Source organism: Micromonospora mangrovicola, from assembly GCF_047200535.1.
Taxonomy (GTDB): Bacteria; Actinomycetota; Actinomycetes; order Mycobacteriales; family Micromonosporaceae; genus Micromonospora.
In genome coordinates, this window is record NZ_JBJZOG010000059.1 from 13,340 (window position 1) to 26,870 (window position 13,531).

At 73.1% G+C, this 13,531-nt stretch carries 11 protein-coding genes; 1 reads left to right on the forward strand and 10 read right to left on the reverse strand.

What is annotated here, in order from left to right:
* Nucleotides 1-81: 81 nt before the first annotated feature.
* Nucleotides 82-792, reverse strand: coding sequence for a hypothetical protein (locus tag ACL02O_RS22050; RefSeq protein ID WP_412820018.1), 711 nt, complete (start codon nucleotides 790-792; stop codon nucleotides 82-84).
* Nucleotides 793-950: 158 nt separating this feature from the next.
* Here ACL02O_RS22050 and ACL02O_RS22055 point away from each other — a divergent pair, with 158 nt between their 5' ends.
* Nucleotides 951-1,763, forward strand: coding sequence for a hypothetical protein (locus ACL02O_RS22055; RefSeq protein ID WP_412820019.1), 813 nt, complete (start codon nucleotides 951-953; stop codon nucleotides 1,761-1,763).
* 399 nt (nucleotides 1,764-2,162) lie between these two features.
* Here the strand turns inward: ACL02O_RS22055 and ACL02O_RS22060 are convergent, their stop codons facing one another.
* The 9 genes from ACL02O_RS22060 to ACL02O_RS22100 form a co-directional block, all read right to left on the reverse strand.
* On the reverse strand, nucleotides 2,163-4,904 hold the full coding sequence (locus tag ACL02O_RS22060) for a glycoside hydrolase family 38 N-terminal domain-containing protein (RefSeq protein ID WP_412820020.1): 2,742 nt from the start codon (nucleotides 4,902-4,904) through the stop codon (nucleotides 2,163-2,165).
* A complete protein-coding gene (locus ACL02O_RS22065; RefSeq protein ID WP_412820021.1) occupies nucleotides 4,904-6,040 on the reverse strand; it encodes a Gfo/Idh/MocA family protein in 1,137 nt (378 codons plus the stop codon). Before ACL02O_RS22065 ends, ACL02O_RS22060 begins: the two co-directional genes overlap by 1 nt.
* On the reverse strand, nucleotides 6,037-6,948 hold the full coding sequence (locus ACL02O_RS22070) for a sugar phosphate isomerase/epimerase family protein (protein ID WP_412820022.1): 912 nt from the start codon (nucleotides 6,946-6,948) through the stop codon (nucleotides 6,037-6,039). Before ACL02O_RS22070 ends, ACL02O_RS22065 begins: the two co-directional genes overlap by 4 nt.
* Nucleotides 6,939-8,147 (reverse strand): CehA/McbA family metallohydrolase, encoded by a 1,209-nt coding sequence (locus tag ACL02O_RS22075; RefSeq protein WP_412820023.1) that lies wholly within the window; start codon nucleotides 8,145-8,147, stop codon nucleotides 6,939-6,941. Before ACL02O_RS22075 ends, ACL02O_RS22070 begins: the two co-directional genes overlap by 10 nt.
* A gap of 2 nt (nucleotides 8,148-8,149) precedes the next feature.
* Nucleotides 8,150-9,286, reverse strand: coding sequence for an ABC transporter ATP-binding protein (locus ACL02O_RS22080; protein WP_412820024.1), 1,137 nt, complete (start codon nucleotides 9,284-9,286; stop codon nucleotides 8,150-8,152).
* Nucleotides 9,286-10,152: a carbohydrate ABC transporter permease gene (locus ACL02O_RS22085; RefSeq protein ID WP_412820025.1), complete on the reverse strand. Its 867-nt coding sequence runs from the start codon at nucleotides 10,150-10,152 to the stop codon at nucleotides 9,286-9,288. The genes ACL02O_RS22080 and ACL02O_RS22085 overlap by 1 nt, the downstream gene beginning before the upstream one ends.
* A gap of 114 nt (nucleotides 10,153-10,266) precedes the next feature.
* On the reverse strand, nucleotides 10,267-11,214 hold the full coding sequence (locus ACL02O_RS22090) for a carbohydrate ABC transporter permease (RefSeq protein WP_412820026.1): 948 nt from the start codon (nucleotides 11,212-11,214) through the stop codon (nucleotides 10,267-10,269).
* Complete coding sequence (locus ACL02O_RS22095; protein WP_412820027.1) at nucleotides 11,189-12,586, reverse strand: extracellular solute-binding protein; 1,398 nt, start codon at nucleotides 12,584-12,586, stop codon at nucleotides 11,189-11,191. The genes ACL02O_RS22090 and ACL02O_RS22095 overlap by 26 nt, the downstream gene beginning before the upstream one ends.
* A 151-nt stretch (nucleotides 12,587-12,737) precedes the next feature.
* Nucleotides 12,738-13,475 (reverse strand): GntR family transcriptional regulator, encoded by a 738-nt coding sequence (locus ACL02O_RS22100; protein ID WP_412820028.1) that lies wholly within the window; start codon nucleotides 13,473-13,475, stop codon nucleotides 12,738-12,740.
* Nucleotides 13,476-13,531: the final 56 nt, after the last annotated feature.

The window sequence follows — 13,531 nt, forward strand, 5'->3', positions numbered from 1 at the left end:
CGCCTGACGGCACGTTGGAGGCGTTGATTTCCGGGTTGCGGAAGCAGTAGGCGTCGCGGGCGACGGTCTTGATGGCGCGGCTCAGACCAGGGACAGGCGGGTGCGGGCGGACAGGCTCGCGCCGAGGGTCACGAGCCAGACGGTCAGAACGAGCTGGCAGCCGGTCACGGCGGCTACTGGAAACAGCCACGGGAACGCGACCAGCAGCTGGGTGATGCCCGCGGCGAGGCCCAGCGCGCCCAGCAGGGTGTTCCGGGCCCGGTCGCAGATCATGCCGGCTCCGATGGCGAGGCCGGCGACGGCCAGGATGAGACTCACCGCGTGGGCTCCCCCGGCCCAGGTGGTGATGACGAGCGCCAGTGCCTGCGGGTCGCCGGCGACGTCGATGCCGTACGCGGGGTAGGTCAACCGGCCGTAGATGACACCGTCGACGACGCTCACTGGCGCGGACAACGCCATCAGCGCGACTCCCGCGGCGGCCCACGGCCGGCTGCGGGCGTTCAGGCCCTGCCACATCCCGACAACCCCCACGGCGAGCAGCGCCGCGCCGATGACCAGGCACTCGTCTATCAGGGCGAGAGTCGCATGATGGGCATCGACCCACATCGGCAGTCCGGCGGATGTCGAGGGCGGCCAAGCAGTGGCCTGAAGCACAGCCGCAGCCCCGGCGAGGAGCCCGGACAGCACCAGGGCGAAGCCGGAGAGGCGGAGGATCCCCGCCCCTCCGAGCGATGAGTCAGCAGCCGAGCCGTGGCCGGCGAGCGGAGTGGCCGAGGGTGGGATCTTGGTCATGGAGTTCGCTCCTGACGTGCGTGGCGGGTCGGCGTCCGATGCCCGCCGGGATGCCGGCCTCATCCGATGTTTCGGTACTAGCGGTTTCTTTTACGGTACTCCGAGTGCCATATCTGGCACTACCCGCCTGCTACGGTGGTCCGGTGCCGCGCCGACGCATGAACGACCGGGAGACCGAGCAACGGATCCTCGATGCCGCCGTCGCGCTCGTGCACGAGCGAGGAATCTCTACGGGTCTGGAGGGGATCGCGTTCGAGGAGGTTGTCCGGCGGGCAGAAGTGTCACGGACGTCCGCGTACCGCCGGTGGCCCCAGCGCGACCGGTTCCACGGCGACGTGCTCCTCAAACTCGCCAGCGGCACCACACTCCCCGCGTCGGACGCGAGCATCATCGGACCCACGGCCGCGGTCGTGGTCGACCGTGCCCAGCGGCTGGGCTCACCTCAGGAACGCCGCAACCTGGTGGTGGAACTGCTCCGCGTGTCCATCGGCAGGGACTTCGAAGTGCTCAGCACGGCTCCCGAGTGGCGTACCTTCACCAGCCTGCTGGCCAGCCATCAGGGCATCGGCGACGCCGGCTTGCGCGCGGCGGTCGCCGCCGAACTGGTCGCCACCCAGCGCCGCTCCGACCAGACCCGAGCGCGCGCGTATGCGCAGTTCACCGCGTTGCTCGGCTACCGTCTCGTCCCGCCGCTGGCCGGGCCCGACGGCTACGAACTCATGAGCCTCGCGGCCGGGGCGACCATGACCGGACTGCTGACCAGGCTCAGCCTCGACGATCCGTCCCTACAGGCTCCACGACGGATGCGAGCCTTCGGCAGCACCGAGCCCGCGGAGTGGACGGCCGCCGTTTACATGATCGCCTCGACGGTCATCGGCTACGTCGAACCCGATCCGAGTATCACCTGGAGTCCCGAACGCGTTGACGACCTGCTGACCGGCATCACCGGATTTACGTCGCAGGCGCCTTGACCGCACCTGTACTCCCGCCCTGGGCCGCGGGCGAGTGCGCAGCGAGTCCTTCGCCGCGGACCTGCGCCTGCCCGACGTGTTCGCGCCGCCCGAGCGGCAACGCGGCTACGAGCCTGGCTCGCGGCCACCGACAGCCCCGCCTCCGCGAACCGGCCGCGACCTGAGCGAGCTGGAACACTTGCGACTGCGGTGGCTGTCGTCGGGTTTAGCCATAGCCACGTCCCTCGACGCGTTGAGCGTCGAGACTCTCCGCGTGCGGTTCGACCCGAAGGCGATGGCGTCCGCGGACATCTACCCAGCGATCTTCCGGCTTCATCGAGTTGCTGCGGGGCCGCTACCCGCGCATGCGGACCGGCGCCTGAGGGCCGGACGGTGCCTCGCCCGACCCCCACGCCGGCCTCAACGGGTCAGGTCGAGCTGGCAGGTGGCGATCTCCCACGCCCGCAGCGGCAGCCGCACCGAGCCGTCACCGTCGACGGGCAGCGCCTCGCCCGGCCGCCCGAGCAGGTCCGCCCGGCACGCGGCGCGTACGGCCCGGCCGGCGCCGATCACCGCCTCGGTGTCCCGGTCCGCCACCACCCGCGCCTCGATCCGGCCGTCCCGGTCCCGGACGCTGGTCAGCGTGACGCCGTCCCCGTCGATGGTCAGCCCGGTCACCGGTGCCGGCAGGCCGGTCGACGGGTCGCCGCCGCCCGGGAAGGCCAGCAGCTCGTGCCGGTACGCCTCGGCCGCCGGCGCCACCCCGGCGGACGCCCGGTCGCCCCGAAACGGCAGCACGGCGAGGTCGACGGTGCGCTCGCCCCGGCACTGCGCCTGCGGCGTGGGCAGCTGCGGGCCGGCGGGCTCGTCGCGCAGGGCGTGCCGGTTGCGCGACAGCATCCCGATCGACCGCAGCACGGTGATCGCCAGTTCCCGGCCGTCGTCGGTCAGCTCGTACTCCGTGGGCTGGGTCAGCAGGACGGCGAGGGACCCGTCGGCGCCACCGGCGGCGACGAACCCGTTGGCGGGGAACGTCGGCAGCGGCAGCTCCCCGCCGCCACCCTCCGCCGTCAGCCCGCGCTCGACGACCGCGAACTGACCCTCCGCTTGCGACGAGCGGGCCGGGGAGGGCAGCGGCAGGTGCAGGCGTACCCGGTGGTCGTCGCAGCGGTTGTCGAACCCGAGCCGCAGCCGGGCGAACGGCTCGCCGGCCCGGACCTCCACCCGGGTGGTGACGACGGTGGTCTCCCGCTCCACCCGGCGCGAGCCGGCGTCCACGTCGGCGCCGACCGGCCAGCGGTACTCGCGGACGACGTCGAGCACGGCGACCACCGGGCCGTCGTGCACCGCCACGGTCCGCACCGCGCGAGGCTTGTCGACCAGCTCGTCGGCGGCCGGCGGGGCGTAGTTGTAGCTGTCGCCGACATCGCCACCGTCGACCAGCCGGCCGATCCCGTCGACGCGCAGCCCGTCCGGGGTGGACAGCCGCAGCGTGCCGTCCTCGGCGACCTCGACGCGGAGCAGCCCGTTGTCGACGCACCGGTCGGTCACCGTGACCGGCGTCGGCGGCGCCGCGACGGCCTCGGGCAGGGCCACCGGCCGGACCGCGGTCAGACCGAGCGCCGGGACCGTGACCCGCGCGGCGACGGTCACCCGTGGCGCGGCGACGATGCGGACCCGCCACCGGTCCGGTCCGGCCGCGGCGGCCAGCGCCAGCCGGACGTCCTCGACGTCGAACGTCGGGTCGCCGTGCCGGGCCACCCGGAAGGTGAGCGTGGCGTCGGCGGGCGACACCGACCAGGCGGTGATCTCCTGCCCGTACAGCTCGGTGCCGTGCACCCGGGTGAGGATCTCCGGCAGCTCGGCCGCCGTCACCAGGTCGTCGGCGAGCAGCGTGCGGGACCGGTCGAGGACCTGGCCGCCGGCGATCCCGCCGCCGGCGTCGACCAGGCCCACCGGCCCGTCCGCCGGGGCCTCGACGTCCAACCGGACCACGGCCGTGCGGGTCGCCGGGGTGGGGTTGAACAGCAGGTACCCGTCGCGCGGCACGTCGGCTGCCAGTCTCGCCCCGACCAGGTCGCAGACCGCCCGGCCGAGCTGGTCCGCCTCGGCCAGCCGGGCGGCCACCTGCTCGGCGGTCTCGTCGCAGCCGCACCCGGTGACCGAGTCGTGGCAGCTCGCGTCGATCAGCCGGGTCCACGCCATGTCCAGGAACCGCTGGACGGACCGGTCGTGGAACAGTGCGGCGAGCGGTTCGGCGTACCGTTCGACGCGCCGCTCGGCCCGCCCCATCGCCTGCTTCAGGTGGGCGCGTACGGAGATCACGCCGGGCAGGATGTTGGCCCGGGCGTGCGAGCGCAGCTCGCCGTCGACCACGGGCAGGCCGGCCACGTCGGTCGGCTGGGTGGCGAAGTACTCGGCGAGGGTGCCCAGCCGCAGGCGCACCCCGTCCACCCCGGCGGCGGCGAGCAGGTCGGGGGAGTCGGGTGCGGGCGCGGCGTGGTCCGCGCCGTACATCGCCAGCACTGGGCTGTCCTCGCCGTCGAGGCGCCAGCCGGTCAGCCGCTCGGCCAGGTCGGCGGCCCGGCGGGTGACCAGGCGCGGGTCGTCCATCAGCCCGGCCGCGTTGCCGTAGCCGCCGGGCAGGTACTCGGTGCGGATCGTGGTGCCGTCCGGGGCGCGCCAGGCGAAGCTGTGCGACCGGACCCGCTGCGGTACGCCCCGGAACACGCAGGCGTGCGCCAGCCCGGCGCCCGCCAGGAGCTGCGGCATCTGCGCGATGTGGCCGAACATGTCGGGCAGGTAGCCGACCGGCATCGCGCCGCCCAGTTGCGTGCTGCGGGCCAGCCCGCGCTCCAGGTTGCGGACGATGTTCTCGCCGGAGCAGAGGAACTCGTCGAGCAGGATCTGCCACGGCCCGATCGCCAGCCGGCCGGCCCGGACCAGCGCCTCGACCTGCTCCCGGCGTTCGGGCCGCACCTCCAGGTAGTCGTCGACGGCGGCCAGCTGACCGTCCAGGGTGAACCGCTGGCGCTCGTCGGCCGCCATCCGGTCGAACACCTCGTCGAGCAGGGCCACCAGGCGCAGCCGGAACCGCTGGAACGGCTCGTACCACTCCCGGTCCCAGTGGGTGTGCGGCACCACGATGATCTCCGTCGGCATCAGTTCCCCGCCTCTCCGCCGATCGCCACCCCGGTCAGCTCCCCGTAGCGGCGTACCATCTGTTGGCTGGTGCGTAGGTCCGCGGCGCCCTCGGCGACGCCGGTCAGTGGGTGTGCGCCCGCGGTCACCATCACGTGGAAGGCGACCAGTTCCTGCTCGAACGCCTCGGTCACCGACCGGAACGCGGTGCGCCGCTCGCCCCCGTCGTGCCGGTCCACCGCGGTCAGCGTGGTCGGCGCGTTGAGCAGGTACGGCGACGGGAAGACCAGCTCCAGCGCGCCCCGGGCGTGGTGCAGGGTCACCGTCTCCCGGTAGGCGGGTACGTCGGGCAGGTTCAGCCAGCGGATGCCGTACCGGCCGCCGGACGGGAGCCGGCCGGAGATCTCCACCGACGGCTCGGCCGGCCCGGCCGGGGCCAGCGGCCAGGTCGCCACATGGTCCACCGTGGCCGGCGCCCCGGTGAACAGCCGCAGCAGGGACAGGTCGTGCGAGATGCTGTTGATCAGGATCTGGTAGAGGGTGCGGGCGCCGGGGTCGGTGCCCACCGCGGCGTCGAGCAGCCGCTCGTCGACCTCCCGCAGCCGGGCCACCGCCCCGGCCGGCAGATCCCGGGGCGCCGGGGGAAGGTTGGCGAAGGTGAGCTGCTGATCCCCGGCGGCGTGCAGGACGGTCACCTCGACCGCGTGCACCGCGGCCGCGCCGCCGAGCCCGTCCAGCAGCCGGGCGGCCTCGGCCACCGCCGGGTCGTACTGCTTCATGTAGCCGACCATCAGCCCGGCGTCGGTCCCGGCCAGCCGCTGCGCCTCGGCGAGGGTGTAGGCGAGCGGCTTCTCGCAGAGCACCGGCAGTCCCTGCCGCAGCGCGGTCGCGGCGAGCTCACCGTGCGAGCCGGAGGTGGCCAGCAGGACGGCGTCGCAGCCGCCTGCGTGGAGCATCGCCGCCGCGTCGGTGTGCCGGCGGGCCGGTTCGACGCCGTACCGGTCGCCGAGCTCCGTCAGCCGGGTCGGCGACAGGTCGCTGAGCGCGACGACGTCGAACAGGTCGGCGCGGCGTTGCAGCAGCGGCAGGTGCACGGTGCGGGCGATGACGCCCAGCCCGGCCACCGCGATCCGGATCCGCTTGCCTGGTTCGGTCATCGCAGCGCCTCCTCGAGCCGGCGCAGGTTGGCGCTCTGGTCGGCGCGGATCCGGGCCAGGTCCCGGCCCTGCGCGGGCGCGTCCTGCTCGATCACCAGCCAGCCGGTGTAGCCGGTTTCGTCCAGGGCCCGGAGCACCCCGGTGAGGTCCACGTCGCCGCTGCCCAGGTCGCAGAACCCGCCGGCCGCGACCACCTCGGTGAGGCCGCCGCCGGCGTCCCGGACCCGGTGGTGCGTGGCCAGGTCGGCGCCCTTGAGGTGCACCTGGCCGATCCGCCCGGACCATTTGTAGGCCGCCGCGACCGGGTCGCCGCCGGCCAGGGCCAGGTGCCCGGTGTCCAGGCAGATCGCCACGTCGGTGAGTTCCAGCAACCGGTCCGCCTCCGCCTCGGTCTCCACCACGGTGCCCAGGTGGTAGTGGAACACCGGTTCCAGGCCCCGGCCGCGGCAGCGGTCGACCGCCTGCTGCACCCGGGCGGCGAAGTCCGGCCAGGCGCTCGCCGGCAGCGCGGCGGCCAGGTCCGGCGGGGTGCCGGGCCGCGCCATCCGGGCCGGGTCGCCCGGGCAGGCCAGGGTCGGGCGGGGCGCGAAGCGCGGGTCGTCGACGGTGACGGCGGTGAACACGTCCAGCGCCGCGTCGAGCTGGGCCAGGTCGGCGGCGAAGCCGTCCGGGTCGGCGAAGCGCAGGTCGACCCAGCCGCCGGCCAGGCCGATCCCGGTCGCGGTGAGCCGCCGGTCCAGCAGCTCGCCGGTGCCGAGGTAGCCGATCGGTCCGGAGTCCACGCCGGTGTAGCCGTCCGCCGCCAGCGAGGCGAGCAGGTCCTCGGGCCCGACCTCCGGGTCGGCCGGCTGGTAGATGCCGTAGTTGACCGGGGCTCCGGCCACTCTGGTACGTCCGCTCAGCTGCACAGTGCGATCACCTCCATGCGGTGGGATTCGAGGATGTGCAGTCCGTCGCCGGCCGGCAGCCGGCACCGGTCCCCCCGGACGACCCGGTGCCGCCCGTCCGGGTAGCCGAGCAACGCGCCGTCCGCGTCCAGGGCCAGCAGCTCGTCGCCGAGCCGCAGCAGCAGGGGCGCGTCGGGGGCGGCGGAGATCGCGGTGCGACCGGCGGCCAGGGCGTCGCGGACCGTGGCCTCGTCGCTCGGGTCGCCGTCGGTGAGGACCCAGGTGGTCGGGGCGCCGGGCAGCGCGTCCGCGCCGGGCCGGTGGAAGTCGCTGCCCCCGACCGGTACGACGTCCGGCCGCCACGCCTGCGCCCAGGCGAGCGGAGCCCCCCAGGTGCGGTCCCACCAGCCGGAGTGCCACACCTCGGCGAGCCGGGTCCGGGTGGTCAGCGGCTGCCGCCAGGCGCAGTCACCACCGAGCGGATGGTTGACCGACATCAGGCCGCCGGCCCGCTGCGCCGCGGCGAGCCAGTGGTCGGCCGGTTCCCGGAAGTCGATCCAGCCCACCGGCCCGAACACGTTGGCGTGCCCCCGGTCGGTGGTCACCTCCTGCCCGGGTACCAGCGTGATGCCGTAACGGCCGGCCGACGCGGGCAGGTGGGAGTGGTGGCTGACCGTGTTGTGGTCGGTGACGGCGAGGAAGTCCAGGCCGCGGGAGACGGCGAGGGCGGCCAGCTCGTCCACGGTGTACGCGCCGTCGCTGTGCACGGTGTGCGCGTGCAGGTCACCGGCGAGCCACCGCCGCCCGTCCAGCTCGGGCAGCTGCGGACGCGGCGGACGCTGCGGCCGGGGCGGCGCGGCCGGTACCGGCGGTGGCGCGGGTGCGGTGGTGGCGGTGGCGGCGGTGACCTCGTAGGGCAGCCCGTCGGGCGGGACCCGGTGCAGCCGCAGCAGTACCTGCCACTCGCCGGGCTCCAGCTCACCGGGGAGGTAGCCGGGGGTGGCCCACCCGGCGGTGATGGTGTATTCGTCGCGGGCGCCACCGGACCAGCCGCGGAAGCCGGCCGGGCCGAGGCAGCCGAGGTCGAGCACGCCCGCGTCGCGGGGATGCTGGAGTCGTACGGTGAGCGCGGCGGTGCCCGGGGGCACGGTGACCGGCAGGGTCCGCAGGATGCTCTCCGCGCGGTCCCGCGGCGTCCAGCTGCCCCGGTGCGTGACCATGCTCAGGCGTCCGCCCCGACGCCGGTACGTGGCGCCGGCACCGGCGGGGCGGCGGTGGCGGTGACCAGTTCGCCGTCGCGGTAGATCAGGGAGCGGCCGGGGCGGGGGACCACCCAGCCGGTGTCGCCGGGCTCCGGTTCCCGGCCCTCCGGCACCACCACCTGCACGCTGGTGGACGCGCCGTCCTCGGCGGGCAGGTCCAGCGACACCAGGGAGAAGCTGCCGAGGTTCTCCACCACGACCACCCGGCCGGTGAGCGCCCCGGGCGCCGGTTCGGGGGAGTAGTCGAGGTACTCGGGCCGGACGCCGTAGACCACGTCCTCCGCGTCGGCGAGGCGGCCGCGCACCTCCTCGGGCACGGGCAGCCGCACCCCGGCAAGGGCGAGGTCGTCGCCGTGCACCCGGGCCGGGACGAGGTTCATCGGGGTGGAGCCGATGAACCCGGCGACGAACGTGTTGGCCGGGCGGCGGAACACCTCGGTGGGGCTGCCCACCTGGCGGATCCGGCCGCCCTCCATGACCGCGATCCGGTCGGCGAGGGCGAGCGCCTCCGCCTGGTCGTGGGTGACGAAGACGGTGGTGACGCCCAGTTCGCGTTGCAGCCGCTTGAGGAACGTGCGCGCCTCCAGCCGCAGCCGCGCGTCGAGGTTGGACAGCGGCTCGTCGAGCAGGAAGACCTGCGGACGGCAGGCCATCGCCCGGGCCAGCGCGACCCGCTGCTGCTGGCCGCCGGAGAGCTGTCCGGGCCGGCGGTCCAGCAGCGCGGACAGGCCCAGCTCGTCGGCGGTGGCCGCCGCCTTGTCGTGCCGGGCGGACCGGCCGACCTTCTTGATCCGCAGCGGATACGCGATGTTGTCCCGCACGGTCATGTGCGGGAACAGCGCGTAGTCCTGGAAGACCATCGCCACGTCCCGCTGTCCGGGGGGCAGGTTCGTCACCGCCCGGTCGCCGATGTGCACGCTGCCGCCCGAGGCGAGTTCCAGGCCGGCGATGGTGCGCAGCAGGGTGGTCTTGCCGCAGCCGGAGGGGCCCAGCAGGGCGAAGAACTCGCCGTCGGCGATCTCCAGGTCGAGGGCGTCCAGGGCGCGTACCCCGTTGGGGTAGACCTTGGTCAGCTCGCGCAGGGTGATGGCGGACATCAGCGCTTGATCCCTCCGTGGAAGCGGAAGCCGTACCTGCTGCTGACGAAGACGAACATCAGCGCCACCGGCAGCGAGTAGAGCAGCGAGAAGGTGGAGAGCAGCCGCAGGTCGGCCTGGCCGCCCTCCGTGTAGAGGGTGTACATGATCACCGCGGCGGGTGCCTTGTCCGGGCCGCGCAGCAGCAGGAACGGCACCAGGAAGTTGCCCCACACGTTCGCCACCGCCCACACCCCGACGGTGGCCAGCCCGGGCCGGACCACCGGCACCACGATGTGCCGCATGATCTGCAGCGGGCCGGCGCCGAACACCCGCGCCGACTCCTCGTACGAGGTCGGGGTGGCGTCCATGAAGTCCTTGAGGATGAAGATGGCCGCCGGCAGCAGGCCGCCGGTGAGGACCAGGATCACGCCGAGCCGGGAGTCGATCAGGTTGAGCCGGAACGCCAGCTCGAACAGCGGCACCATGGTGGCGGTGCCGGTGACGATCGACGACAGCAGCAGCAGGCCGTAGAGGAGCGCGTCGCGGCCCGGCACCCGGACCCGGCTCAGCGCGTACGCGGCCAGCGCGGCGAACACCACCACGAGCAGCGCGGTTCCGCCGGCCAGCCAGACCGAGTTGACCAGTGAGGTCAGCGCGTACGGGTTGTCGAGCAGGGTGCGGAAGTTGTCCAGGGTGAACTTCGGCAGCGATATGCCGATCGTTGGGGTGTCGTCGAACGGCGCGGTGGCCAGCCAGAGCAGCGGCAGGGCGAAGAAGGCGAGCACGAGGCAGAGGAAGACGTACCGGCCGACCCGGGCCAGCACGTGCCGCACGGCCGCCCGGGCCGCCTGGTCGGTCCCGACCCGGTCCGTCACGGTGCTCACGGCGTCACCTTCGTTCGCGACTGCGGGGCTCGCAGGGTCGGCTCACTCCTCGCGCTCACGGCGTCACCTTCGTTCGCGACTGCGGTGCTCGCAGGGTCGGCTCACTCCTCGCGCTCACGCCCGCTCCTTCCGCTGGCCCAGCATGCGCAGGTAGATCAGTGCGATGACCAGGTTGATCAGCAGCATGATGAACGAGATTGCCGCGCCGAAGCCCAGCTCGCCGCCGGAGAGCGCCACCTTGTAGACGTAGACCGCGAGGATCTCCGAGCGCTGCTCGGGCCCGCCCGCCGTGATCAGGAACGGCGTGAAGTCGTTGAACGTCCAGAGGCTGATCAGCAGCAGGTTGGTCAGCACGTGCCCGCGGATGCGCGGGAACACCACGTCGCGCAGCTGCTGCCAGGTGGAGGCGCCGGCCAGCCGCGCGGTCTCCAGGTGGGAGCGGGGCACGTTCTCCAGCGCCGCGGCGTAGAGCATCATCGAGAACGCGGTGCCCCGCCAGGTGTTGAAGATGATGATCGACAGCATCGGGTGATCGAGCAGCCAGGCCATGCCCGGTGTGCCGAGCAGCGCGTTGAGCGTGCCGCCGTCCCGGTCGAGCAACGCGATCCACAGGAACGCGACCACCGAGCTGGGCAGGATCCAGGACAGCAGCACGAACGCCTCGACCACCCGGCGCAGCGGTCCGCGCTTGTCGCGCAGCGCGAACGCGATCGTGAAACCGAGGCCGGCCTGGCCGATCACGGCCGAGCCGAGCACGAACTGCAGCGTCAGCAGCAGTGAGGTGCGGAACCGCTCGTCGCCCAGCGCGGTGGTGTAGTTGTCCAGCCCGACGACCTCGGGATGGGCCGCGGCCAGGCCGGTGAGCCGGTAGTTGGTGACGCCGAGGTAGATCGTCCAGGCAGCCGGCAGCACGAGGAAGAGCAGGATCAGCACCATGCTCGGGACGAGGAACCCGGCGGCCCGGGCCCGGCCCAGCCCGGCCGCGTCGGGGGCCGGGGAGGCGCCCGTTTCCGGGCGCGCTCCCTCGACCGTCTCGTCAGGACGAGACGTTACCTGGACCACCGACGATCCCCTCGACCTTCTTCTGGTACGCCGAGGCCGCCTCGTCGACGCTCTTGCCCGACGCCGCCGCCGCGGTCGCCTCCTGCAGCGCGACCGACACCTGCGGGTAGACGGCCAGCGGCGGCCGGTACGCCGTCAGCGGCAGCACCTTGTCGGCGACGAAGCTGAGCATCGGGTCGCCCGCGAGGACCTCCTTGTTGACGTCGTTGCGGGAGGTGATCCGTGCCGCCCCGGCGAGCTGGGCCTTGGTGGCCTCCGCCGAGTGCATGAACGCCAGCAGCTCGAACGCCTGGGACGGGTACTTCGAGTTGGGGTTGAGCACGTCGACGCCGCCGCCGGACATGCTCACGAAGTCCTGCCCGCGGATGCCCGCGCCGGGCTGCTTGGCCGGGATCATCGCGTACCCGACGGTGCTGTCCCGGTCGGCCATCTTGGCGGTGCCGTCCGTCGGGTTGATGACGCTGCGCCAGAAGTAGTCGCCCTCGGCCAGAATGCCGATCTTGCCGGCGGCGAACTCCTCGAAGGACTTGTCCCGCCCCTTGGCCTCCTGCTGCAGCTTCGGGTCGCCGAGGCCGCCGCCGTAGACCTTGGTGTAGAAGTCGAGCATGTTCTTGACCGGCTGGTTGGCGCCGGCCCACTTGCCGTCCTTCCAGATCTCCCCGCCGGCACCGACCAGCAGCGGCAACGCGCCCTGCATGGTGGTCGCCTCGCCCATCGCCGTACCGGCGTTGATCTGGATCGGGGTCACCCCGGGCAGCGCCTTCAGCTTGGCGCCGGCGTCGAGGATCTCCTGCCAGCTCTTGGGCTGCCAGTCGGCCGGCAGGCCGGCCTGGGCGAAGAGCTTCTTGTTGAAGTAGAGCACCCGGCCGTCGGTGCCCTGCGGGATGCCGTACCGCTTGTCCTCGAACGTGCCCAGGCCCTGCACGCTCTCCGGGATCTGGGACCAGCCGTCCCACTTGTCGGCCTGGTCACCGGCCACGTCGGACAGCGGCTTGAGGTAGCCGGCCTGCACGAACTCGCCGACCCAGATGCCGTCGATCGACATCACGTCGGCGCCGCCCTTGGAGCGCAGGTCCAGGGCCAGTTTGGTCTTGTACTGCTCGTCGTCGACCCCGCTGGCCACGAACGACACCTTGGCGGTGACGCCCTTGGCCTTCTGGGCCTCGACGAACCGGGGGATGACCCATTTCTCGATCCACTCGGCGCCGGCGGAGTTCTTACCGCCGGCGATGGCGTTGGAGGCGATGGTGAGGGTGATGTTCTTGGCGTCCTTGCCGGCGGGCTCGTCGGAGCCACCGCAGGCCGTGGCGGCGAGGGTGACGGCGGTGAGTGCGGCGAGCACGCCTGTGACGCGTCTCGGCGTGACTGACATGGGCTGTTCCCTTCGCAAGAGATGACTTCGAAGAGACTCGCGGGTCGACCGCCGGCCGCAGGTCGATGCCGGCGGTGCTTGTCGGACACAATGTCATGACAGCCTGACGACGTAAATACCTGTCACTGAAATCGACGCGAAACATCCACCGTCACCGCTCGGCGACGGTCACCTCCAGCGCGTACCGGGAGGCACGGTAGATGTGCTCGCCGTGTTCGACGTGCCGACCCTCGTCGTCGTACGCGGTGCGGGACATGGTGAGCAGCGGTGCGTTGCGCCGCTCGCCGAGCATCTGCGCCTCGGCGGCGGTGGCCGCCCGCGCACCGATCCGCTGGTGGGCGCTGCGCACCCGGACGCCGGCCGCGCGCAGGATGGCGTAGAGGCCCCGGGCCTGCAGGGACTCCAGGGAGAGCCGGACCGGGACCGGCGGCAGCCAGTTCTCCATCACCGCGAGGGGCTCGCCGTCGGCGAACCGCAGCCGGCGCAGGTGCTGCACCGGGCTGCCGGCATCCACCCCGAGCGCCGCGGCGACCTTCGCCGGGCACTCCACGGTGGCCAGCTCCAGCACCGAGGTGGACGGTTGCCGCCCGGCCCGGGCCAGGTCGTCGTGCAGGCTGGTCAGTTCGACCCCGCGGCGGACCTCACCCCGCACCACCTGGGTGCCGACGCCCCGGCGGCGCACGATCAGCCCCTTGTCGACCAGGTGCTGGATGGCCTGGCGGACGGTGGGGCGGGACAGTCCCAGCCGGTCGGCGAGGTGCAACTCGCTGTCCAGCCGGTCGCCGGGCACCAGGTCACCGCGCTGGATCGCGGCGGCGAACTGCTCGGCGACCTGGAAGTAGAGCGGGACCGGGCTGCTCCGGTCGACGACGATCTCGGGGCCGGTCACGGGGACCTCCTCGTACGGATGCCGGGGTCGGGGGCACGGTGGATGGGCGCCACTGT

Excerpts from the sequence above, each read along its gene's own strand:
- ACL02O_RS22080 (WP_412820024.1), bottom strand. The coding sequence starts at position 9,286 with ATGTCCGCCATCACCCTGCGCGAGCTGACCAAGGTCTACCCCAACGGG.
- ACL02O_RS22060 (WP_412820020.1), bottom strand. The coding sequence starts at position 4,904 with ATGCCGACGGAGATCATCGTGGTGCCGCACACCCACTGGGACCGGGAG.
- ACL02O_RS22050 (WP_412820018.1), bottom strand. The coding sequence starts at position 792 with ATGACCAAGATCCCACCCTCGGCCACTCCGCTCGCCGGCCACGGCTCG.
- ACL02O_RS22065 (WP_412820021.1), bottom strand. The coding sequence starts at position 6,040 with ATGACCGAACCAGGCAAGCGGATCCGGATCGCGGTGGCCGGGCTGGGC.
- ACL02O_RS22095 (WP_412820027.1), bottom strand. The coding sequence starts at position 12,586 with ATGTCAGTCACGCCGAGACGCGTCACAGGCGTGCTCGCCGCACTCACC.
- ACL02O_RS22075 (WP_412820023.1), bottom strand. The coding sequence starts at position 8,147 with ATGGTCACGCACCGGGGCAGCTGGACGCCGCGGGACCGCGCGGAGAGC.
- ACL02O_RS22055 (WP_412820019.1), top strand. The coding sequence starts at position 951 with ATGAACGACCGGGAGACCGAGCAACGGATCCTCGATGCCGCCGTCGCG.